General features: G+C 62.9%; 21 protein-coding genes. 15 read left to right on the top strand and 6 right to left on the bottom strand.

Translation table 11 applies throughout. From position 1 onward, the window contains the following. Positions 1–211: 211 nt before the first annotated feature. From RTCK_RS19485 to thrS, 3 genes are all read left to right on the top strand, one after another. Positions 212–667: an iron-sulfur cluster assembly scaffold protein gene (locus RTCK_RS19485; RefSeq protein ID WP_142594049.1), complete on the top strand. Its 456-nt coding sequence runs from the start codon at positions 212–214 to the stop codon at positions 665–667. Continuing rightward, positions 660–1,010, top strand: coding sequence for a membrane protein insertion efficiency factor YidD (yidD, locus tag RTCK_RS19480; RefSeq protein WP_142594048.1), 351 nt, complete (start codon positions 660–662; stop codon positions 1,008–1,010). The genes RTCK_RS19485 and yidD overlap by 8 nt, the downstream gene beginning before the upstream one ends. 128 nt (positions 1,011–1,138) lie before the next feature. Beyond that, complete coding sequence (thrS, locus tag RTCK_RS19475; RefSeq protein ID WP_142594046.1) at positions 1,139–3,142, top strand: threonine--tRNA ligase; 2,004 nt, start codon at positions 1,139–1,141, stop codon at positions 3,140–3,142. Positions 3,143–3,190: 48 nt separating this feature from the next. On the opposite strand, the gene RTCK_RS19470 is transcribed toward thrS, so the two are convergent. Continuing rightward, complete coding sequence (locus RTCK_RS19470; RefSeq protein ID WP_142594044.1) at positions 3,191–4,177, bottom strand: hypothetical protein; 987 nt, start codon at positions 4,175–4,177, stop codon at positions 3,191–3,193. Positions 4,178–4,283: 106 nt separating this feature from the next. Between RTCK_RS19470 and RTCK_RS19465 the strand changes: the two genes are divergently transcribed. From RTCK_RS19465 to RTCK_RS19455, 3 genes are all read left to right on the top strand, one after another. Further along, positions 4,284–4,871: a nitroreductase family protein gene (locus RTCK_RS19465; RefSeq protein WP_142594042.1), complete on the top strand. Its 588-nt coding sequence runs from the start codon at positions 4,284–4,286 to the stop codon at positions 4,869–4,871. Continuing rightward, complete coding sequence (locus tag RTCK_RS19460) at positions 4,871–5,479, top strand: flavin reductase family protein (protein WP_142594040.1); 609 nt, start codon at positions 4,871–4,873, stop codon at positions 5,477–5,479. Before RTCK_RS19465 ends, RTCK_RS19460 begins: the two co-directional genes overlap by 1 nt. A gap of 106 nt (positions 5,480–5,585) precedes the next feature. After that, a complete protein-coding gene (locus tag RTCK_RS19455; protein WP_142594038.1) occupies positions 5,586–6,713 on the top strand; it encodes a DUF2336 domain-containing protein in 1,128 nt (375 codons plus the stop codon). 5 nt (positions 6,714–6,718) lie between these two features. Here the strand turns inward: RTCK_RS19455 and RTCK_RS19450 are convergent, their stop codons facing one another. Both RTCK_RS19450 and RTCK_RS19445 read right to left on the bottom strand, forming a co-directional pair. Next, positions 6,719–7,123: a hypothetical protein gene (locus RTCK_RS19450; protein ID WP_142594036.1), complete on the bottom strand. Its 405-nt coding sequence runs from the start codon at positions 7,121–7,123 to the stop codon at positions 6,719–6,721. Positions 7,124–7,217: 94 nt separating this feature from the next. Beyond that, complete coding sequence (locus RTCK_RS19445; protein WP_235988764.1) at positions 7,218–8,426, bottom strand: AI-2E family transporter; 1,209 nt, start codon at positions 8,424–8,426, stop codon at positions 7,218–7,220. A gap of 309 nt (positions 8,427–8,735) precedes the next feature. Between RTCK_RS19445 and RTCK_RS19440 the strand changes: the two genes are divergently transcribed. After that, positions 8,736–9,140 carry a biliverdin-producing heme oxygenase gene (locus RTCK_RS19440; protein ID WP_142594033.1) on the top strand — a complete coding sequence of 135 codons (405 nt, stop codon included), beginning with the start codon at positions 8,736–8,738 and terminating at the stop codon, positions 9,138–9,140. Continuing rightward, the gene (locus RTCK_RS19435; protein WP_235988763.1) at positions 9,133–11,676 is read left to right on the top strand and encodes an HWE histidine kinase domain-containing protein; all 2,544 of its coding nucleotides are present in this window, start codon (positions 9,133–9,135) and stop codon (positions 11,674–11,676) included. The genes RTCK_RS19440 and RTCK_RS19435 overlap by 8 nt, the downstream gene beginning before the upstream one ends. A gap of 38 nt (positions 11,677–11,714) precedes the next feature. Here the strand turns inward: RTCK_RS19435 and parE are convergent, their stop codons facing one another. After that, a complete protein-coding gene (gene parE / locus RTCK_RS19430) occupies positions 11,715–13,763 on the bottom strand; it encodes a DNA topoisomerase IV subunit B (RefSeq protein ID WP_142594029.1) in 2,049 nt (682 codons plus the stop codon). A 195-nt stretch (positions 13,764–13,958) separates the two neighbouring features. On the opposite strand from parE, the gene RTCK_RS19425 reads away from it, so the two are divergent. From RTCK_RS19425 to RTCK_RS19410, 4 genes are all read left to right on the top strand, one after another. Then, positions 13,959–14,840 (top strand): alpha/beta hydrolase, encoded by an 882-nt coding sequence (locus RTCK_RS19425; protein WP_328804012.1) that lies wholly within the window; start codon positions 13,959–13,961, stop codon positions 14,838–14,840. A gap of 104 nt (positions 14,841–14,944) precedes the next feature. Continuing rightward, positions 14,945–15,715 carry a triose-phosphate isomerase gene (gene tpiA, locus RTCK_RS19420; RefSeq protein WP_142594026.1) on the top strand — a complete coding sequence of 257 codons (771 nt, stop codon included), beginning with the start codon at positions 14,945–14,947 and terminating at the stop codon, positions 15,713–15,715. A gap of 93 nt (positions 15,716–15,808) precedes the next feature. Next, positions 15,809–16,240: a preprotein translocase subunit SecG gene (secG, locus tag RTCK_RS19415; RefSeq protein WP_142594024.1), complete on the top strand. Its 432-nt coding sequence runs from the start codon at positions 15,809–15,811 to the stop codon at positions 16,238–16,240. Between the two features lie 135 nt (positions 16,241–16,375). Beyond that, positions 16,376–18,004 carry a CTP synthase gene (locus tag RTCK_RS19410; protein WP_185928065.1) on the top strand — a complete coding sequence of 543 codons (1,629 nt, stop codon included), beginning with the start codon at positions 16,376–16,378 and terminating at the stop codon, positions 18,002–18,004. An 84-nt stretch (positions 18,005–18,088) separates the two neighbouring features. Here the strand turns inward: RTCK_RS19410 and RTCK_RS19405 are convergent, their stop codons facing one another. After that, a complete protein-coding gene (locus RTCK_RS19405; protein WP_142520702.1) occupies positions 18,089–18,397 on the bottom strand; it encodes a ribbon-helix-helix domain-containing protein in 309 nt (102 codons plus the stop codon). Positions 18,398–18,587: 190 nt separating this feature from the next. Here RTCK_RS19405 and RTCK_RS19400 point away from each other — a divergent pair, with 190 nt between their 5' ends. The 3 genes from RTCK_RS19400 to RTCK_RS19390 all read left to right on the top strand — a co-directional run bounded on the left by RTCK_RS19400 (position 18,588) and on the right by RTCK_RS19390 (position 21,239). Then, positions 18,588–18,983 carry a VOC family protein gene (locus RTCK_RS19400; protein WP_142594021.1) on the top strand — a complete coding sequence of 132 codons (396 nt, stop codon included), beginning with the start codon at positions 18,588–18,590 and terminating at the stop codon, positions 18,981–18,983. A 76-nt stretch (positions 18,984–19,059) separates the two neighbouring features. Further along, positions 19,060–19,590, top strand: a complete 531-nt coding sequence (locus RTCK_RS19395) for a gluconate 2-dehydrogenase subunit 3 family protein (protein WP_142594019.1) — start codon at positions 19,060–19,062, stop codon at positions 19,588–19,590. A 77-nt stretch (positions 19,591–19,667) separates the two neighbouring features. Next, positions 19,668–21,239, top strand: coding sequence for a GMC family oxidoreductase (locus RTCK_RS19390; protein WP_142594017.1), 1,572 nt, complete (start codon positions 19,668–19,670; stop codon positions 21,237–21,239). Positions 21,240–21,563: 324 nt separating this feature from the next. Here the strand turns inward: RTCK_RS19390 and RTCK_RS19385 are convergent, their stop codons facing one another. Next, positions 21,564–22,778, bottom strand: a complete 1,215-nt coding sequence (locus RTCK_RS19385) for a molybdopterin molybdotransferase MoeA (RefSeq protein WP_142594014.1) — start codon at positions 22,776–22,778, stop codon at positions 21,564–21,566.

Raw genomic sequence — 22,778 nt, 5'->3', positions numbered from 1 at the left:
GCCTAAATTATCGGCAATCGGTCCGTATCTGACCTTTCATGCCGCCGTTGACAAGATATTTCCGCCTCATTTCCCTGCAGGTAGAGCCAAAAACATCCTTTTCTTGATCGTTTTTGCACGACGTCACATATAGTGGGAAACTCGCTGTTTCACAGCGGCTAAGCGAAGACGCTGTGTTCACATCGCGGACCGGCGAGCATCGAGCCCGGACATGGACGACATCTATAACAGCAAGATCCTTGAATTTGCCGGCAACATCACCCGCGCAGGCACCCTGCCGGATGCCGATGCGATCGCGGAGAAACACTCGAAGCTCTGTGGCTCCAAGGTGCGCGTCTATCTCAAGATGAAGGAGGGTATCGTTACCGATTTCGCCCATGAGGTGCGCGCCTGCGCGCTTGGCCAGGCTTCCTCCTCCGTCATGGCCCGGAACGTTGTGGGTGCCACTGCAGCCGAGATCTGCCGGGCCCGCGAAGACATGCTGGCGATGCTGACGACGGGCGGTGAGGGGCCTTCGGGACGCTTCGCGGACATGCGCTACCTGAAGCCGGTAAAGGACTACAAGGCGCGGCATGCATCCACCATGCTCACCTTCGAGGCCGTGGTCGATGCGATCGGACAGGTGGAAGCGAAGGCACGCCAGACGGCGGCGGCGGAGAATGTGTAGCGAACACGGCCATCACCATGCACCGGTAACCCGCGGCTCCCGCAACTGGTCCGGATCGTTTCCGAAGACGCCCGGAAGGCTGTTCGGTATGGGCCTGGTGCGGCTCTACCAGTTGACGCTTTCCGGCTTTGTCGGCAATTCCTGCCGCCACATCCCCACCTGTTCCGAATACGGATACGAGGCGATCGCGCGGCACGGATTGTGGGCAGGTGGCTGGATGACGATGTTTCGTGTCACCCGCTGCGGTCCGGGCGGCAGTTCGGGACTCGATCCGGTGCCGGAGGCGCTCCGAAGCCGGCAGTATTGGTGGGCGCCGTGGCGCTATTGGCGCCGCCATTCCTGACCTGCAAGCTTTACTAGCTGTCGGAAAAGCACTATCACCCGGCGCGTCTACAGCCCGGCGCTTCGATGCCGTGCCGGCTTTTCAACCACCACCCGCATTCGTTGGCGGGACTGGATCCAGGAGCAGTCATGACTCAATCCGTTTCCCTTACCTTTCCCGATGGCTCCGTCCGCGCGTTCGACGTCGGAACGACGGGTCGCGACGTCGCTGAGTCGATTTCGAAGTCGCTGGCGAAGAAGGCCGTCGCCGTCGCCATTGACGGCGTCCTGCGCGATCTTTCCGATCCCGTCGCCGACGGTTCGATCGAGATCGTCACGCGCACCGATCCGCGCGCGCTCGAACTGATCCGCCACGACACGGCCCATGTGATGGCCGAAGCCGTGCAGGAACTGTGGCCGTCCACACAGGTGACCATCGGTCCGGTGATCGAAAACGGGTTCTACTACGACTTCGCCCGAGAAACGCCCTTCACGCCGGAAGATCTCCCGAAGATCGAGGCGAAGATGAAGGAGATCATCGCCCGCAACAAGCCGTTCACCAAGGAAGTCTGGCCTCGCAACAAGGCGAAGGAGGTCTTCGCGTCCAAGGGCGAGGACTACAAGGTCGAACTGGTAGACGCCATTCCGGAAGACCAGGACCTCAAGATCTATTACCAGGGCGACTGGTTCGACCTTTGCCGCGGCCCCCATATGGCATCGACGGGGCAGATCGGCACCGCCTTCAAGCTGATGAAGGTGGCGGGCGCATACTGGCGCGGCGATTCCAATAATCCGATGCTGACGCGCATCTACGGCACGGCGTGGGCGACGCAGGAGGAACTCGACCAGTACCTTCACGTGCTGGCCGAGGCGGAAAAGCGCGACCACCGCAAGCTCGGCCGCGAAATGGATCTCTTCCATTTCCAGGAGGAAGGTCCGGGCGTGGTCTTCTGGCACGGCAAGGGCTGGCGGATGTTCCAGACGCTCGTCGCCTACATGCGCCGCCGGCTGGCGGGAACCTACGAGGAGGTGAACGCGCCGCAGGTACTCGACACCTCGCTCTGGGAAACCTCCGGTCACTGGGGCTGGTACCAGGAAAACATGTTCGCGGTGAAATCCGCCCATGCGCTCACCAATCCGGACGATCCGGAGGCCGATGACCGGGTCTTCGCGCTGAAGCCGATGAACTGCCCCGGCCACGTGCAGATCTTCAAGCATGGCTTGAAGTCGTACCGTGAACTACCTATCCGTCTTGCAGAATTCGGACTGGTGCACCGTTACGAGCCGTCCGGCGCGCTGCATGGCCTGATGCGGGTGCGCGGCTTTACGCAGGACGATGCCCATGTCTTCTGCACCGACGAACAGATGGCGGCGGAATGCCTGCGCATCAACGACCTCATCCTGTCCGTCTACGAGGACTTCGGGTTCGGGGAAATCGTCGTCAAGCTCTCCACGCGGCCGGAAAAGCGGGTCGGTTCGGACGATCTGTGGGATCGCGCCGAGTCGGTGATGATGGACGTGCTGAAGACGATCGAGGCGCAGTCGGGCGGCCGCATCAAGACCGGTATTCTGCCGGGCGAGGGGGCTTTCTACGGCCCGAAGTTCGAATACACGCTGAAGGACGCGATCGGCCGTGAATGGCAGTGCGGCACCACGCAGGTCGACTTCAACCTCCCGGAACGCTTCGGCGCCTTCTACATCGACCAGAACTCGGAGAAGCGCCAGCCGGTGATGATCCACCGGGCGATCTGCGGCTCCATGGAGCGCTTCCTCGGCATCCTGATCGAGAACTTCGCGGGACACATGCCGCTCTGGTTCGCACCGGTGCAGGCCGTGGTGGCAACGATCACCTCGGATGCCGACGACTATGGGCGCGAGGTGGCGGAGGCTCTTCGCGAGGCGGGCATGGTTGTCGAAACCGATTTCCGCAACGAGAAGATCAACTACAAGATCCGCGAGCATTCCGTCACCAAGGTTCCGGTCATCATCGTGTGCGGAAAGAAGGAAGCGGAGGAGCGCTCGGTGAACATCCGCCGGCTCGGTTCGCAGGCTCAGACGGCGATGCCGCTCGACGCCGCGGTCGCCGCTTTGCAGCTCGAAGCAACCCCTCCCGATCTGTTGCGCAAGGCGGCCGCGAGGAAGACCGTGGCCTGAATATCGAGGCGTCCGCTTCGGCGGGCGCCTTTTGCCTGCTCGGCTGCGTCAGTCGCGCAGTTCGGCGTTGCTCAGCAGTCCCATATCCGGCTGTTCCTTCATCAGGACCTCGACATCCTGGTTCTCGGCCGCCTTCACGCTGAAGGCGCGCTGGTAGATCCTGTCCTTGTTGCGCGCGACCGCAAGATATTCGCCTTCCGCCAGAACCATTGTTGAGAACGCACTGACGCTTTCGTTGACGATGTCGCCTGCGGCGGTGAGGACCGACCACGCGGTATCCGCAATGGCTTCCCCGCCGGGCTGCGATACGAGCTTCAGCGTAATCTCGGCAGCCTGGTGCTGGAGCGTTGCTTCGATCAGCTTGCCCGCCTCGACCTGGATATCGGCGCGAACGACGGCGTTGACGTCGCCGTATTCGGAAACGACGTGGTAGGTACCGCTGTTGAGGCGCACGATCGTATCCGGATTCACGTCCGCCATGACCAGGCCGCGCTCCCCGTCTTCGCGCACTTCCGAGGAATAGATGGAAAAACGGAGGCGGTTGGCCGGGATGGGGGCATCCGGCCCCGAAACCGCATCGAAGACGACGCCCCCGGCATCCAGCACCATGGTCTGGCGCTCGACCTCGCCCTCGGCGGGAACCGTCAGCTTCTTGGTAACGCCGGCGCGCCCGAAGGCGACATTGACGAAGTAATCACCCGGCAGGAGCTGGAACGACGCCCCGCCGCCCTCGGCGCTGGCTACGAGCGGCAGCTTCCCGTCTTCGCCGGAGATTGGACTGAAGACGCGCCAGGTCAGTCCTTCCTTCAGCGGTTCCTCGCTGTCGGCGAGCTTCGCTTCGAAGACGATGTCCTTTGCGGCAGCCGTCGCCGTTGCGGCACCGGTTGCCGAGAAGGCGCTCAGCTTCGGCATCTTCGTCGTGCTGTCGAGCTGCTTGAATGACTTGAAGGCTTCCTGCGCGCCGGCGCCGTTAACCGCCGTCAATGCCATCGCTCCTGCGAGGACATGGCGCGCCGCAATGGAAATCCTGGGCATATCTCTGAACCGGTTGACTCTTTGGCTGCGAAGCTTCACTTCAAGACCAATCCTGGGGCAATTTCAAGACTTTCCGCCGCGCGATGATGCGAAGAGAGACTCAAGTATGCAAAATGACATGAAGCTCGCTGATTACCTGCGCGGGAGGCATTCGACTCCCGTCGCCCAGATCGGCGAACCCGGCCCGTCGCCTTCGGAGCTCGAATCGATTCTCACCCTCGCGGTCCGTGTTCCCGATCACGGCAAACTCGCTCCCTGGCGCTTTATCGTCTACCGCGGCGACGTTCGAGGCCGCTTGGGCGAGGCCTTCCTTTCCATCGTCGAAACAACCGCCGGGGAACTGGTGGATGGGGCGCGCGAGGCCGAACTGACCCGTTTCACGCGCGCGCCGGTGGTCGTGGCCGTCGTCAGCACGGCTGCACCGCATGTGAAGATCCCGGAGTGGGAGCAGGTGCTCTCGGCAGGCGCCGTTTGCCTCAACATGCTGATGGCGGCCAATGCGCACGGTTACGTTGCCAACTGGCGGACCGAATGGATCGCCTACGATCGCCGCGCGCTCGATGCGCTGGGCGTAGGGGAGAACGAGAAAGTCGCCGGCTTCATCCACATCGGATCGCCCCAACTCGCGGTACCGGATCGGCCGCGGCCCGAACTCTCCAGCATCGTCACCTATGCCGGCGAAAGCGACGGCTGATGTTCTATGCGACCGATGCAAACGATCACGGCCTGAGGCATGATCCCTTCAAGGCGATCGTGGCTCCAAGGCCGATCGGCTGGATCGGCACGAAGGGCAGGGACGGCTCCCGCAATCTCTCTCCCTATTCCTTCTTCAACATCGTTTCGGACCTGCCCAAGATCGTCATGTTCTCGTCGAGCGGCAGGAAGGACAGCCTCCGCAATGCCGAGGAGACGGGGGTCTTCACGGCGAGCATGGCAAGCCGCGACCTGGCGCAGAAGGTCAACGCCTCTTCGGTTGCCGTACCCTATGGCATCGACGAGTTCGCTGTAGCAAACCTCTCTCCGGCCCCCGGACGGCTGGTGGATGCCCCTTATGTCGCCGAAGCTTATACCGCCCTCGAATGTCGGGTGACGGATATCGCGCAACCCAAGACCCTCGATGGCCAATACGCCGAATCCTATATGGTTTTTGGCCAGGTTGTCGGTATCCACATTCGCGACGAGGTCATCCGCGATGGCCGGATAGACATGGCGCTCATGCGTCCCATCGCGCGCATGGGCTATCGCGACTACTGTGACGGTGGTGCCGACATATTTGAGATGAGCCGCCCGCTGACCCGCTAGGGTGGTGAGGAGAGGTTAATCGCTATGGTGAACCAATCTTAAAGATTTGCCGGTTAGGCTGCAGGTATATCGGTGCCTGTGAGCATGTTCGTCGCCGGAGTTGACAGTGATTATAGAGGCCTTTCTTCGCTGGCTCGAGACCGCATCTGCCGGCGATAGAGCCAAGGCGGCGAATGCGCTGGGGCGCGCCTATCTCGGTTCGGGTCTTGGTGCCGACAGGCGCCAGGCCGCATTGACGGCGATGTCGCACCTTCTCGATGATCCTGCACCACAGGTGCGGCTTGCTCTCGCTCAGGCTCTGGCGACGTCTTCGGAGGCTCCCCGTGCGATCATCCTGGCGCTGGCCGAAGACCAGACGGAAATCGCCTGTACCGTAGTCGCCCAGTCGCCGGTGCTGCGTGATGCCGATCTCGTGGATCTGATCGGCCGGGGGGACGGCTTGACGCGCAGCTTGGTGGCTGCTCGCCCGGGCCTGCCGCGAACCGCCTGTGCGGCGGTCGTGGAAGTTGGCGACCTCGGCAACGTGATCCTTCTGCTGGAGAACGAATCGGCGGAGTTTCCTCGCAACAGCTTCGCCCGGATCGCAGAGCGGTTCGGCCACGATGCGGAGGTGAGGCGATTGTTGCTTGCTCGCGACGATCTCGCGGCCGATGTCCGCCAACGCCTCGTGGCGAAGGTCGGCGAGGCCCTTGCTGCATCCGGCCTGGTGTCGACGGTGATCGCCCGCCAGCGGCTGGAGCGCCTGACGGTGGAAGCGACGCAGAATGCGACGCTCACGATCGCTGGAGCTGCGCCTCCGTCGGAGCTTGCTGCCCTCGTAGAGCACATGCGCGCCTGCGGCATGCTTACCCCTGCGCTTCTCATCAATGCGCTGTGCACCGGCAAGGCGGATTTCCTGGCCGAGGCGCTGGCTGCTTTGTCGGGCCTCGGCGACGCGCGGGTAAGGGCTCTTCTCGCCACCGGAAGGATGCATGCCCTGCGGGCGATGTTCGAAGCCGCAGGCTTGCATCGCGATATTGCCGGCGTCTTCGTCGCCGGAACCGTGCTGTGGCGGAACGCCGGCGTCATGGATACGGCGGCGGGAATATGCGAACAGCTCATCTCGGATTGCCGCGATCTTGCAGACCGCTCGCCGGTTGTCGCAGACCTGCTGGCGATCGTCGAGAAACTCCAGCGATCCGAACTTCGCGCCGCGTCCCGCTCCTACGCACAGGCCGCCGCGCTGGCAGCCTGAAACGCTCAGTCGCGGAACTTCTTCGCGACCCAGGAATAGCTCTCTTCAACGAGGCTGATCGGATTGTGCATTAGCGTGCGCACCCCTTCCGTCGTCGGCAGTACTGCTCGAACACGTGAAATTGCGCGCGAGGCGAGACTCGTCGTCTCCTCCGGCGTGAGGTCGGCCTGCCGGGCAGGCGTTGCCGTTGCCGGATCGGTCGCGGTCGCAACCTCGCTTCTATCCGGCTTCTGGCACACGGCGATCACCATCGGGTAGGGCGCATTGGCGAAGCCGGCCAGTTCCGCCTCGGATACGGCGCTGCACATTTCGATGCTCGGCCAGCGCTTTTCGGATGTTGCGACGTAGTGGCATTCGGTCCCGCTGTCGTCGCAGCCGAGAATGGTCAGGACTATGATGGCAGCGTTCATGTCAGGGCTCCTTGCTGTGATTGCTGTCGCGGACGATCGTGACGCAATGAGATTGCGGCCTTCGGATCCTACAAGCCGGACCCGCTCAGCATCTTCATGGAGAAGAGGCTGTCCTGATCGGAGCCACATCCGGCTGGTAGCTGCTGTCTGCGCCCGCGGCCAGATCCCCTGCCTCTATCTCTGCCGGGTCTACGAGCTTCACCTCCCGAATCCATTCGCGCCAGATCGAGACGATCAGCGCCATCAGCACGGGGCCGATGAAAAGACCGAGGAATCCCATGGTTTTCACGCCTCCGACGAGGCCGAAGAAGGTTGGAAGGAAGGGCAGCTTGATCGGCCCCCCCACCAGCCGCGGCCGGACCGTCTTGTCGACGATGAAGAGCTCCACCGATCCCCACACGAAAAGGGCGATCCCGGCGAAATATGAGCCGCTGGCGACGAGATAGATCGACACCAGGGTGAAGGAGAGGGGCGCGCCGCCGGGGATAAGTGCCATGATCCCCGTGAGGACGCCGAGCGTCACGGGCGAGGGGACGCCGGCGATCCAGTAGGCGCAGCCAAGGACGATTCCCTCGCCGATCGCGATCAGCGTCATGCCGGTCACCGTCGAACTGATCGTCGCAGGGACGACCCGCGAAATCCGCTCCCACCGGGTCGGCAGGATGCGCTCGCCCAGGAGGTCGATCTGCCGGCTGAAGGAGGCTCCGTCGCGATAGACGAAGAAGAGCGCGATCAGCATGAAGAGCAGCGTCAGGAACAGGTGGAAGGCGCCGTCACCGGCCGCGATGACGGCCCTGTAGATATTGCCGATGTTCGCACCGCTGACGATCTGGATGAGTTCGCCCACCGCGCCGGGCGATCCAATGTGGCGGTCCCACTGCACCGTCAGCCATTCGCCGACTCCGGGAAGCCCGGCGATCCAGACGGGAGCGGAAGCGCCATCGTGGTTCACCGTCAGGATCCAGGCGATCCATTCACGGACCTCTCCGATCGTGTAGGACACGGCGATGCCAATCGGGACAATGAGAAAGATCAGGATGAAGACGATTGCAAGGGTCGCCCCGATGGTGGTGTTCCCGCCGATATGGCCCAGCATCCGGCGGTAGAGGGGCCAGCTTGCGAAGCCGATGACAAGAGCGGCAAGGACCGGAACGACAAAGCCGTGAAAGAAATAGATACCGGCGATGACGATCAGCACCAGCAGCCACCGGGCCGCCGAAATCGGCGGTATCAGGGCTGAGCGGCTATGGGCTACCGGACCCAGCCAACGCGGTCCGTCCTGTACCTTTGAACGTCTTTCCACCGTCAATCCCAATCCGTTACGAGAGCCCGTAGATGGGTTCGTTGCAGTTATGGCACAAGTTGCGGGACACGCGATCCTCTTTTCGCAGCTTTGCGCCTTGTTCCTTATGAGGTAAGGGCTAAATATGACGAATATCCAACTCATCGATTTGTGCTGATGTTTTCATTTTCGCGGCGGTTCCTCATTCGGCATCGTACATCCGCTTCCCATGCCAAGGTCGAAGCCCTTATCGGCTCCTTCACCACGATCGGGTCGTATCGCCGGTATCTTCGGGGCATCTACGCTTTTCGTGCCGGCCTGGAGCGGGCGATGGATGACGAGCGCTGGCCTCTCTTGTCCCCGGTGCTGGACAGGGGATATCAGCTCGCGCCCCTGGTCAGGCGGGATCTGCTGGATCTCGGAATGGACGTGCCGGCCACGGGTGATTTCCCCGTTCCTGCCGTTGACCGGGAGGTCTTGCTGGGGATGCTCTACGTGGTGGAGGGGTCGAGCCTGGGCGCCCGAGTCCTGTATCGGCAGGCCCAGAAACTGGGTTTGAGTGGCTCATTCGGAGCTCGGCATCTCGCCGCGCAGGCCGAGTCGGTCGAGCGCTGGAGAGAGGTGGTGCGGCTGCTGGAGGAGGCGCCGGATCTGAACCTGGATAGCATGGTGGAGGCATCCGAATTGGTGTTTGCCGCCGCGGGACATGCCTTCGAGGATCTTCAGGATGCGTGACACAGCAGCGGTGGACCTCACGAACTGCGACCGGGAACCGATACAGATCCCCGGGACCATCCAGCCGCACGGCTGCCTGATCGCCTGCGATCCCACTGGCACGACAGTACTCCGCTATTCCGCCAACGCGGCCGAAATGCTTTCGGTCGGGCCGTTGGCGGTGGGAGCGCGGCTGGAGGATGTGTTCGGGCGGGAGGTGGCCCATACGCTCCGAAACGCGATTGCGACTGCCGGTGATCCTGCGCGCCCCGCACTCCGCCACGGCCTCCAGCTTCCCGCTGGTCACCGTTTCGACGTCTCCGTCCACCTGCATGAAGCCAACGCCATCATCGAATTCGAGCCGATCACTGCCACCGCCGATCAGCCCCTCGAAGTAGCGCGGATGCTCATCAGCCGGATCAGGAATATCGGGAAAGTCGATCAGTTGCTGGAGCGTTCCAGCCGGTTGATCCACGCGCTTCTCGGCTATGACCGGGTGATGATCTACCGATTCGAGGAGGATGGCGCCGGGAAGGTCATCAGCGAGCACAAGCGCCGTGATCTGGAGAGCTTCAAGGGACAGTACTTTCCGGCAAGCGACATCCCGAAACAGGCTCGCATCCTTTACCTGAAGAACACCATCCGGATCATAACGGACGCCCGGAACGAACGGGTGCGTCTCGTCCCTGAACGCGACGAGGCGGATTCTCCGCTGGACCTTTCGTTCGCCCACCTTCGAAGCGTCTCTCCCGTTCACTGCGAATACCTGCGCAACATGGGCGTCGGGGCCTCGATGTCTATCTCCATCATCGTGGACGGAGAATTATGGGGGCTCATCGCCTGCCATCATTATTCGCCGAAGGTCCTGTCCATGCCCCAGCGCATTGCCGCCGAGACATTCGGCGAGTTCTTCTCGCTCCACCTCGGCGCCTTGCTGCAGAAGCAGGTCGTCCAGAAGAGTCAGGCGGTCCGCCGCTCGCTGGACCAGTTTCTTCAGCAGGCATCGCATCACACGGACATCCGCCAGCTGCTTCGCTCCTCGCTGGACGATTTCCGCTCGATGCTTCCGTGCGACGGTGTCGGTTTGTGGCTCGGCGGTAGCTGGGCAAGCGCCGGTACGGCCCCGGATGAACGACTGGCGGCGCGATTGGCGGAACGCGTCGCGGAGACGGCGGCCGGCCGCATCTGGTCCACCCACAGGTTTTCCCTGCACTTTCCTGATCTGGATGCTCCGGAGAAGGTATTTGCAGGTCTCGTCGCGATACCGCTGTCCCAGCGTTCCCGTGACTATCTCTTCTTCTTCCGCCGCGAGGTGATCCAGACCCTGAACTGGGCGGGCAATCCCGACAAATCCTATGAAGCCGGACCATTGGGAGACCGCCTGACGCCGCGCAAGAGCTTCGCGATCTGGAAGGAAACCGTCCGCGATCAGGCACAGCCCTGGTCGGAGGCGGATATCGAGGTGGCGGAGGCCCTCCGGGGGGTTCTGGTTGAAATCGTTCTGCACCACAACGAATTGATCGCCGACGAGCGTGGCAAGGCGGATGTGCGCCAGCGGATGCTGAACGAGGAGCTCAACCATCGCGTCAAGAATATCCTGTCCGTGATCATGTCGCTGGTGGGCCAACCGGTAGACACGGGTCAGGATATTCGGGGCTACGTCGAATCGTTGAAGGGCAGGATTCAGGCTCTCGCGCTTGCGCATGATCAGATCGTCCGCGGCGGAGACGGCGGCATGTTGCGTGACCTCCTCTACGCAGAGCTGCGGCCCTACCAATCCGGGGAGACCAAGATCCTTCTCGAAGGGCCGCCCGTATGGCTCGATGCGAGATCCTTCTCGGTCATGGCGCTGGTTCTCCACGAAATGGCGACCAATGCGGCCAAATATGGTGCCCTGTCGTCCAAGGGAGGGATGCTGACCGTGCGGTGGAGCCGCAGCGATGCCGGCAGCTGCGAAATCCGGTGGCTGGAAGAGGGCGGCCCGACCGTCGCTGCTCCGACCCGCACCGGTTTCGGAAGCGTCCTCATCGGCCGCAGCATCAGTTACGAACTGGAGGGGGAGAGCAGGATCGAGTATCCGTCCACCGGACTTGAAGGATATTTCTGCATTCCCTCCAAGCACATCCACCCCGATAGTGGGGTTGACGTGGTCGTTCCGGAGCCAGTTCATTCGGCAGCGCCGGCTCCGCAGGGGCTCGATTTGGCAGATGTGGAACTGCTCCTGGTCGAGGACCAGATGCTGATCGCCGCCGATGTCGAGATGATGCTGGCCGCCCACGGTCTGAGCAGGGTCACGACCATTCCCTCCGCTGCCGAGGCGCTGCGGAAATTGGAGCAGTTCAGGCCGGACATAGCCATCCTCGACGTCAATCTCGGCACAGGAACCTCCTTGCCGGTGGCACAGGAGCTGACGCGGCGCGGCATACCGTTCATGTTCGCGACCGGTTACACGGATCGCTCCATCATTCCCGCCAACCTCGACGTGCCGGTTCTCCGCAAGCCCTACGAGGTGTCCGCCCTTATTTCCACCGTTGCTACGGTCCTGGCCGGTCGTTAGCCCTGAGGATATCCTTCCGATCCAGCGGTCAGGCTGGATCAGATATCCAGATTGTCGGCGAAAGCGGCACGTTCCTGGATGAAGCGGAAGCGCGCTTCCGGCCGCGTGCCCATCAGGTTGTCCACCGCCTCGCGGGTTCCTTCGAAGTCCACGTCGTCGATCGCGACCCGCAGCAGCGTCCGCTTCGCCGGATCCATGGTGGTTTCCTTGAGCTGTGCCGGCAGCATCTCGCCGAGACCCTTGAAGCGCCCGACTTCGACCTTCTTGCCCTTGAATAGGGTAGCCATCAGTTCGGCGCGATGGGCGTCGTCCCTGGCATAGACGGTCTTGCCGCCTTGGCGAAGGACGTAGAGCGGTGGCACCGCCAGATAGAGATGGTTTCCGCGGATGAGTTCCGGCATCTCCTGGTAGAAGAAGGTGATCAGCAGTGACGCGATATGCGCCCCGTCGACGTCCGCATCCGTCATGATGATGATGCGTTCGTAGCGGAGATCCTCCTCGCGGTACTTGGTGCGTGTCCCGCAGCCGAGGGCCTGGATCAGGTCCGCGATCTGCTGGTTTGCCGAGAGCTTGTCCCGGCTTGCGCTGCCGACGTTGAGGATCTTGCCGCGCAGAGGAAGGATTGCCTGGTTCGCTCGATTGCGCCCCTGCTTCGCCGAGCCGCCGGCCGAATCGCCTTCGACGATGAAGAGTTCCGCGCCTTCCGCCGTATTCTGCGAGCAGTCCGCCAGCTTGCCCGGAAGTCGCAGCTTGCGCACCGCCGTCTTGCGGTTGACTTCCTTCTCCTTGCGTCGGCGCAGGCGCTCTTCGGCGCGCTCGATGACCCAGTCGAGCAGCTTGGCGGCTTCGGCAGGATTGCCGGCGAGATAGTGGTCGAAGGGATCGCGCAGCGCGTTTTCCACGATACGTTGAGCCTCGACCGTGGCCAGCTTGTCCTTCGTCTGGCCGACGAATTCCGGCTCACGGATGAACACCGACAGCATGCCGACGGCGGAGATCATCACATCATCGGTGGTGATCTGCGCGGCGCGCTTGTTCTGAGTGAGTTCGGCGTAGTTCTTGAGGCCCTTCGTCAGGGCGATTCGCAGCCCCGCCTCGTGTGTACCACCTTCGGGAGTGGGAATCGTGTTGCAGTAGGAATGGACCTGAGGATCTCCGCCGTACCAGGTGATCGCCCATTCCAGCGCGCCATGGCCGCCGGTCTTCTCGGTCCGGCCGGCAAAGATCTCGCGAGTGACGGTAAAGTCCTTCCCGAGTGTGGCCGCAAGATAGTCCCTGAGCCCGCCTGGAAAGTGGAAGACCGCCTTTTCGGGAATGTCACCATCCGGTGGCACGACGCCGGGATCGCAGGACCAGCGGATTTCGACGCCGCCGAACAGATAGGCCTTGGAGCGCGCCATGCGGAAGATGCGGCCGGCATCGAATCGCGCGTGATCACCGAAGATCTGCGGGTCGGGATGGAAACGGACGCGGGTGCCGCGCCGGTTGTGGACCGGTCCCAGTTCCTCCAGGCCACCTTGGGGAACACCGCGTGAAAAACGCTGGCGGTAGAGCTTGCGGTCGCGCGCGACCTCGACCTCCAGCACGTCGGAAAGCGCATTGACGACGGAGACGCCGACCCCGTGCAGGCCGCCCGAGGTCTCGTAGGCCTTGCCGTCGAATTTGCCGCCGGCATGCAGCTTCGTCATGATCACTTCGAGCGTGGATTTGCCCGGGACCTGGGGATGGTTCTCCACCGGAATGCCGCGCCCGTTGTCGCTAACCGTCAGGCAGCCCTCGGTATCCAGGTGTACCTCGATGAAATTGGCATGGCCGGCGACCGCCTCGTCCATCGAGTTGTCGATGACTTCGGCAAACAGGTGGTGCAGCGCCTTTTCGTCGGTACCGCCGATATACATGCCGGGGCGCATGCGTACCGGCTCCAGGCCCTCGAGGACCCGGATGGAGGATGCTCCGTAGTCGTCGGTCGAGGTTGCTGGCGTCGGACGGGCGGCGCTGGGCTGGGCGACCGGAACAGCCGGCTCCGGCGCCACCTCTACGGGCTTGGCGAGAGGCAGATCTGCAAAAAGGTCGTTATTGTCATCCATCGGGTCAGTCGGTACTACCTGTCGAGGGGCTGAGGAAGAGGCCATACCCATCTCATGATGTTTCGAATCGCCGGCAATAGTGCCAGAAAACCGGCATTTTCACGATGCCGCACCGAAATGGTGTCTTCCGAGCAATGGGGCGTCGGATCGACCATGGCAAGAAAGAATCGCGCCGCGAGGGACGATGATGCTTCCATGTCCACAGTTCATTTCGCCCTGGTCATCGTTTCTGCGCTGGCCCTTTCGCTCGTCATCGGCTTTCCGGCTGCCGCTCAAGGGCCCATAGGTCCCTTCAAGGATCAGCTCTTTTCCGGGGCCGGTGTGTTGGAGAAAGCCGACGGGGGTGATTTCGAAGTTGTCGACTATCAGGAGATGCGAGACATCAACGGCCGTGATCAGGTGCCGGAGCGGCGGGTCAAGTCCCGCTACGTCTCGACGGGGGTGAAGCGGCATCAGGTCGATGAAACCCTCTCGCTCGGGACCCGGCCGATCGAGGTGACGCGGGTCGGTCCGCAGCGGAATGCGGATTTCACGGTGATTTTCGTGCATGGCAGGGGCGGAGACCGCCGGCTCGGCGCGAACGATTTCAGCTTCGGAGGCAATTTCAACCGGCTGAAGAACCTCGTCGTCGGCAACGGCGGGACCTATTACTCCCCGACCGTCGCCTCCTTCGATCAGGCAGGCGCCACCGACATCGCGGCGCTGGTCCGGCACGCGTCCGAAAGCTCGGCGGGGCGGCCCGTCTTCCTCGCCTGCGCATCCATGGGCGGCATGATCTGCTCGGGCATCAGCCGTCAGGAGGTGGTGCAGAAGCTCGACGGTATAGTCTTGCTCGGCGGCCCGCCAGACCCCGAATTCATGGCCACGGCGGCCGGACGGCGGCGAGTGCCTCTCTACCTCGCCCATGGCAGCGCCGACAGCGTCTATCCGGTAGAGGGGCCGGTCGCCGTCTACAGGAAGCTCCATGCGGCCGGCTATCCCGTGCGGATGACCGTGTTTAATACCGGCAGCCACGGTACGCCGATCCGCATGACGGACTGGCGCAAGGTGCTGAACTTCCTTCTGACAGCAGGATGATCCGGAACGTACCGGTCGTTTTTCGTGGATTTTCGGCAGGATCGAACTAAAACGCTCGCAAGCGATAACGCGGGATGTATGCCCGCCGGGAAGGAGCGAAACGGATGACGCCTGAGGTGCGGCCGCTGGTTGCGGGAAACTGGAAGATGAATGGGACGCGGGCGTCGTTGGATCAGATCAAGGCGATCAGCGACGGAGTGACAGGTGAGCTGTCACGGAAAGTCGAAGCACTGATCTGCCCGCCGGCGACGCTGCTATATGTGGCGACCGCCCTCTGCACCGACAGCCCCCTGGCGATCGGCGCACAGGATTGCCATCAGGCGGTTTCCGGCGCGCACACCGGAGACATATCGGCCGAGATGATTGCCGACTGCTTCGGGACCTATGTGATTGTCGGCCACTCCGAGCGCCGCACGGACCATGCCGAGAGCGACGCCCTTGTCCGCGCCAAGGCTGACGCTGCTCATGCTGCTGACCTGACCGCAATCATCTGCATCGGCGAGACGGCGGACGAACGGAAGTCGGCGCAGACTCTCGATGTCTTGAAGCGCCAGCTTGCCGGATCGGTTCCTGATGGCGCGGAGGCCTCGAACACCGTGATTGCCTACGAGCCGGTATGGGCGATCGGCAGTGGACTGACGCCGACGGTGGCCGATGTGGAGGAGGCACACGCCTTCATGCGTCGAGAACTGGTCGAGCGCTTCGGCGAACAGGGAAGGTCCATGCGCATCCTCTATGGCGGATCCGTCAAGCCTTCCAATGCGAAGGAACTGATGGCCGTCGCCAATGTGGACGGTGCCCTGATCGGCGGGGCGAGCTTGAAAGCGGCGGATTTCCTCGCCATCTACCGGGTCTATGAAGACCTGATGGCTTAAACCTCTCCGCAAGGGCTTGGAATGCGCAGCCGCCTCATGTAAAGAGCCGCCAACCTTATATTGATGCCCTTTGCGAAGGGCAGGGATCTTGCCATGCAAACCGTTTTGATCGTCATCCACCTCATGATCGTGCTCGCCCTTGTCGGCGTCGTGCTGATCCAGCGCTCGGAAGGCGGCGGGCTTGGCGTCGGCGGCGGATCGGGCTTCATGTCGGCGCGCGGCACGGCCAATGCGCTGACGCGCACCACGGCCATCCTCGCGACGCTGTTTTTCGTCACCTCCATGACGCTCGGCATCCTGGCCCGCTACGAGTCGCGCCCGACGGATATCCTCGACCGCATCCCGGCGACGCAGGGCAGCGGCAACGGCATCCTGGATTCGCTCGGTCCGGCACCGGCCTCCGACACACCAGCCCAGGCTCCGGCCGAAGGCGGCGTGCCGACGGGTGGCGAGACGTCGGCACAAGGCGGCGCGGCTGCACCCGCAGCTCCCGCCAACTCGACGGGCGTTCCGACCGGCCAATAAGCGCGGTCGTCGCAACAATCTCCGGCAGGCCAAAAGCCTGCCGGTTTTCTTTTGTCCAGATTCCGTGAACCAGCTTCACTTCGGTGAATATTAGGGCTGGCGGAATCGCTCATGAAAAGGTATCCGGTGACTCCCATGGCGCGATATGTATTCATCACAGGCGGCGTGGTTTCTTCCCTCGGAAAAGGAATTGCTGCCGCGGCACTCGGAGCGTTGTTGCAGGCCCGTGGTTATCGGGTTCGCCTTCGCAAGCTCGATCCCTACCTGAACGTCGATCCGGGCACCATGAGCCCGACGCAGCACGGCGAGGTCTTCGTGACCGACGACGGCGCGGAAACGGACCTCGACCTCGGGCACTACGAGCGTTTCACCGGCCGCTCGGCCACCAAGACCGATAACATCACCACCGGCCGCATCTACAAGAACATCATCGACAAGGAACGGCGCGGCGACTATCTCGGCGCCACCGTGCAGGTCATCCCGCACGTGACCAACGAGATCAAGGACTTCGTGGTCGAGGGCAATGACGACTACGACTTCGTCATCTGCGAGATCGGCGGCACTGTCGGCGACATCGAGGCCATGCCCTTCATCGAGGCGATCCGCCAGCTCGGCAACGAGCTGCCGCGCGGCAGCGCCGTCTATCTGCACCTGACGCTGATGCCCTACATTCCGGCCGCCGGCGAGCTGAAGACGAAGCCGACGCAGCATTCGGTCAAGGAACTGCAGGCCCTCGGCATCGCACCCGACATCCTGCTGGTGCGCGCCGACCGCGAAATCCCGGAGGCCGAGCGCCGCAAGCTGTCGCTGTTCTGCAACGTGCGTCCCTCCGCCGTCATTCAGGCGCTCGACGTCGCGAACATCTACGACGTGCCGATGGCCTATCACAAGGAAGGCCTCGATTCCGAAGTGCTGGCGGCCTTCGGTATCGAGCCGGCGCCGAAACCGCGGCTGCAGCCCTGGGAAGACGTATGCAGCCGCATCCATACGCCGGAAGGCGAAGTCACGATCGCCATCGTCGGCAAGTACACGGGGCTCAAGGATGCCTACAAGTCGCTGATCGAGGCGCTGCACCACGGCGGCATAGCCAACCATGTCAAGGTGCGGCTGGAATGGATCGAGTCGGAGATCTTCGAGAAGGAAGACCCCGCACCCTATCTGGAGAAGGTCCACGGCATTCTCGTTCCCGGCGGCTTCGGCGAACGGGGAGCCCAGGGAAAGATCAATGCCGCGCGTTTCGCCCGCGAGCGCAAGGTTCCCTATTTCGGCATCTGCTTCGGCATGCAGATGGCGGTCCTGGAAGCGGCGCGCAATCTTGCCGGCATCGAGAAGGCGTCCTCGACCGAGTTCGGCCCCGCGGAAGAGCCCGTTGTCGGGCTGATGACGGAATGGGTGAAGGGCAATGCGCTGGAAAGGCGCGCGGCAGCCGGCGATCTCGGCGGGACGATGCGTCTCGGCGCCTACGATGCGTCGCTCAAGAGGGGCACCAAGATCGCCGAAATCTATGGCTCGACGGACATTTCCGAACGTCACCGCCACCGCTATGAGGTCAATGTCGACTACAAGGACCGGCTGGAGGAGTGCGGCCTCGTCTTCTCCGGCATGTCGCCGGACGGCCTGCTGCCGGAGACGATCGAGTATCCGGACCATCCGTGGTTCATCGGCGTCCAGTATCATCCGGAGCTGAAGAGCCGCCCGCTCGACCCGCATCCGCTGTTTGCAAGCTTCATCGAAGCCGCACTGGAGCAAAGTCGCCTTGTGTGACGTAAGGCGGGAGCCCGCGCTACGATCGTGGGCCGCCCCGGTAAACCTGCGGCTGCAGCTACCTGCAGCGCCGCGATCCGGTTCTCAGTTCGCCGCGACGATCCGCAGGCGTGATTGCTCGCGTCCGCTTCCATCGCTGCCGATCAGATAGATCAGACAGCTCGTCCGCAGAAGCGAACTGAAGTTGGAGATCGAGCCGTTGAGTTCGAGCGCTTCGTCGTAGAGCGTGGAGAGAAAGCGGGCCGTGGAATAACCCTGCTTCGCCGCGATCTCGTCGATCAGGTCCCAGAACGCCGCTTCGAGCTGGATGCTGGTGGAATGCCCTCCGATACGGACCGACCGGTTGATGGGACGATAGCGGCCGGGATCCTGGCCTGCATATATCTCACACATATGTTCCTCCCGTTTCTTATTGTGCCTCTAATATGGCCCTGCGGGGGAGCTCCGTCAAACGCGGATGCAACAACCTCGCGCGTGATCCTGCGCATACTCGGCCGAACTCTTTCTGCTTGCGGTAATCGGCTGCTACCTCCGCGCTTTCCGCTTGGTATAGGCTGCATGAAAGAAGGGGAGGAGCAGGCGCGTGGCAAAAGCAATTCACTCGATGATCCGCGTATTGGACGAGGCGCGGTCGGTCGATTTCTACGAGATGGTCTTTGGGCTCCGGGTAGCCGAGCGGCTCGATTTCGAAACGTTCACGCTCGTCTACATGAGCAATGAGGAAAGCGATTTCGAACTCGAGCTCACGGTCAACAAGGGCCGTACGGAGCCCTATGCGCTCGGCGACGGCTACGGCCATCTCGCCCTCTCTGTTGCCGATCTCGATGCGGAGCACGCACGTCTTTCCAAGGCAGGGGCGACCGTCGGCAGACTGGTCGACTTCAACAATGACGGCCGGCCGGTCGCGCGGTTCTTCTTCGTCACCGACCCGGACGGGTACAAGATCGAGGTGCTGCAGCGGCTCGGACGCTTCAAGTAATACGTCCTCGTCCGGAGGAGGAACGAGGCGATGCCCGCCTGCCGCAGGCAGGCCCGTACAACATGGGAGGAAGATCATGGCGACAGTCTATGAGAATTCGCGCGGCTTATCGCGCCGCGAACTGCTGAAGCGCGGCACCGTCGGTGCGGCGTTCATCATCTCCGGTCCGGCGGTACTCTGTCCGGAAGCGGCATGGGGTCTGGAGGCGACGACGCTGAAGCCCGAGAGCATGGCCACCCTGATCCGGCTCGCGCGCGACATCTATCCGCACGACCAGCTTGCCGACCGCTTCTACGCGATTGCCGTCAAGGGCCAGGACGCGCTGGCAGCCAAGAATCCGGAGCACAGGACGCTGATCGAGGAGGGGATCGCCGATCTCGACAGGCGGGCGGGCGCCACGGGTTATCGTGGACTCGGCTGGGAGGACGATCGTGTTGCGATCCTACGCGACATCGAGACGACGCCGTTCTTCCAGGCCGTACGCGGCGATCTCGTCGTCAGCCTCTACAACCAGAAGGAGCTCTGGCCGATCTTCGGCTACGAGGGCGAATCCTATTCCAAGGGCGGCTACATCAGCCGCGGATTTGACGACATCGAGTGGCTGTGACGCGGCGCGCACCCGCAGGAGGAAGCGGGCATGCGCATTTTTGACCGCGACACAACATCCACATTCGGGAGGATATCATGGCAGCACCTTACGATCTCAACGACGACAGCGTTGTCGTCATCATCGGTTCGGGCGCCGGCGGCGGCACGCTCGGCAACGAACTCGCTCAGAAGGGTATCGACGTCGTCATCCTCGAAGCGGGCAACCGCATCGAATACGAGGACTTCATCAACGACGAGTGGGACAGCTTCGCCCAGCTCGCCTGGCTCGACCACCGCACCACGGGCGGAGGCTGGAGGGTCTCTAAGGACTTCCCGAACCTGCCCGCCTGGATCGTCAAGGCGGTCGGCGGCACTACGACTCACTGGGCGGGCGCATCGCTTCGCTTCCAGGAGCACGAGTTCAAGACACTGACCCATTACGGCAAGGTCGAGGGCGCCAACCTGCTCGACTGGCCGCTGACGCTCGCCGAACTCGAACCCTACTACGCCAAGGCCGAGGACAAGATGGGCGTAACCCGCACCAACGGCATCGACGGTCTGCCCGGCAACAACAACTTCAAGATCCTGAAGGCAGGCGCCGACAAGCTGGGATACAAGGACTGTCACACGGGCAACATGGCGATCAACTCTGCAGATCGCGACGACCGTATGAGCTGTCAGCAGACGGGGTTCTGCTTCCAGGGCTGCAAATGGGGCGCCAAGTGGTCGACTCTCTACACGGAGATCCCGAAAGGTGAGGCGACCGGCAAGCTGGAGATCCGGTCGAACTCCCACGTGGTCAAGATCGAGCACGACCGATCCGGCAAGGTGACCGGCGTCGTCTACGCCGACAAGGACGGTAATCTGCAGGAGCAGAAGGCGAGGATCGTCGCCGTCGCGGGTAATTCCATCGAAAGCCCGCGGCTGCTCCTGAACTCGCACTCCTCCATGTTCCCGGACGGGCTTGCCAACTCCTCCGGCCAGGTGGGCAGGAACTACATGCGCCATACGACCGGGTCGGTCTATGCCGTCTTCGAGAAACCCGTGCATTTCTACAGGGGCACCACGATGGCCGGCATCATACGCGACGAGGCCAAGCACGATCCCTCGCGCGGCTTCGTCGGCGGCTACGAGCTGGAGACCCTGGCGCTCGGACTGCCCTTCATGGCGGCCTTCCTCGATCCGGGCGGCTGGGGCCGTTCCTTCACGTCGGCGCTCGACCAATATGCGAACATGGCCGGCCTGTGGATCGTCGGCGAGGACATGCCGCAGGAGCAGAATGCCGTGAAGCTGCACGGGGAGCTCAAGGACAAGTACGGGATGCCGATCCCCGATGTCTGGTTCACCGACCATCCCAACGACGAGGCGATGCGCAACCATGCCTACAAGCAGGGGATGGCGCTTTATACGGCGGTCGGCGCGACGCGCAGCTTCCCGACGCCGCCCTATCCCTCGACGCACAACCTCGGCACCAACAGGATGAGCGAGAACCCGCGCGACGGCGTCGTCAACAAATGGGGACAGACCCACGACATCGGAAACCTGTTCGTCTCGGACGGCAGCCAGTTTACGACCGGAGCCGCGGAGAACCCGACGCTGACCATCGTCACTCTCGCGATCCGGCAGGCGGACTATATTTCGAAGGAAATGGCTGCCGGAACCATCTGAGGCCTGTCCTCCCACGGCCGCGTCCTCGCAGCCGGATCCTCAGCGCCGTCGCTTCACACACGGCAGCGCCAACTGTGACCGGGCGACCGGTCACCTTTTTTGCAGCAGAGTTGCCACGCACATGAAGCTTGCCAACTGTCACGGAATTTCTCTCCAGTCGGAAGAAATATCTACCGAGCACCCGCTGAACCAGAACGGATCCGCTGCAGGCGCTCGATCCCGCGGCGCATTTTCGACAAGACGATCGGCGCTCACCTTATGAATATCTAGCGTCCGATCGCCAGAAGCAGGTGGCGCAAGCAGCAGCAGGCCTGCCGGGCGGGATCAGGGTCGTAGAAGGAGGACCGGGCAGGCGTCACCCGCCGTAAGCGCCGGCGCATGCGGCGGCCGGACGATCAGCGCATCGGAATCGGCGAAGATCTTCATCATCGAGGAGTCCTGCTTGTCGAACGGATCGGCGGCAATATTGCCGGCGCCGTCATGAACAAGCCGCGCCCGAAGGTAATCCTGCCGTGCATCGTTGGCAGCCAGATCGCGAGCCGACACGGCTTTCGCCTCCCGCTTCCGTTCGGGCAGGTGCGCAAGCCTGCGCAGCAGCGGCTCCAGGAACAGAAGGCTGCAGACGAGACTTGCCACCGGGTTTCCAGGCAGCCCGAGCACTTGCATGTCCCCCAGCGCCCCGACCATCATCGGCTTTCCCGGCCGCATCGCGATCCGCCAGAAATCGAGCTCCATGCCGGCCGCCTTCAGCGTCTTCTGCACGAGGTCATGGTCGCCCACGGAAGCCCCGCCGATCGTGACGAGCACGTCGACGTTCGCGGCCTGTGCCCTGCCGATCGCTTCCTCGATGGCCTCCTGCCGGTCCGGCACGATCCCGAGGTCCAGCACCTCCGCGCCGTTGTCGCGGGCGAGGGCGCCGACTCCGAAGGTGTTGGAGGCGATGATCTGGCCGGCGGCCGGCGTCTTCCCCGGTGGCAGAAGTTCATCGCCGGTGGCGAGCACGGCGACCTTCGGACGACGATAGACGGCGAGGGCAGGGTGGTTGGTGGCTGCTGCAACGGTCAGCCGCGCGTAGTCCAGAAGAACGCCCTCGGACAGAACGATGTCACCCTCTGCGAAATCCTGGCCCCGTGGACGGATGTGTTTCCCGCCGGTGACGGCGATCTTCGTCCGGATGCGGCCATCCTCCAGCGTTTCCGCATCCTCCTGGATGAGGATCGTGTCCGCTCCCGGTGGGACCGGTGCGCCCGTGAAAATGCGCACGGCCTCGCCCGGACCGATCTCTCCCGCGAAGGGATGTCCGGCCGCCGCCGTGCCGATGACCGACAGTACGCTGCCGATCGTGGAAGCGTCCTGCGCCTTCAAGGCATATCCATCCATGGCCGAAGCATCGAAGGGCGGCTGCGTCAGTCTTGCAATGACGGGTTCGGCAAGAACCCGACCGTTGGCATCGGCAAGGGCTACCGTTTCCACGTCCGTCACCGGCAGGCTGCGATCGAGAAGCCGCCTCTTCGCTTCATCTACGGGCAGCAGAGCCAT

Source organism: Pseudorhizobium endolithicum (assembly GCF_902153245.2).
GTDB lineage: Bacteria > Pseudomonadota > Alphaproteobacteria > Rhizobiales > Rhizobiaceae > Neorhizobium > Neorhizobium endolithicum.
This window is presented reverse-complemented; position numbering and strand designations above follow the sequence as displayed.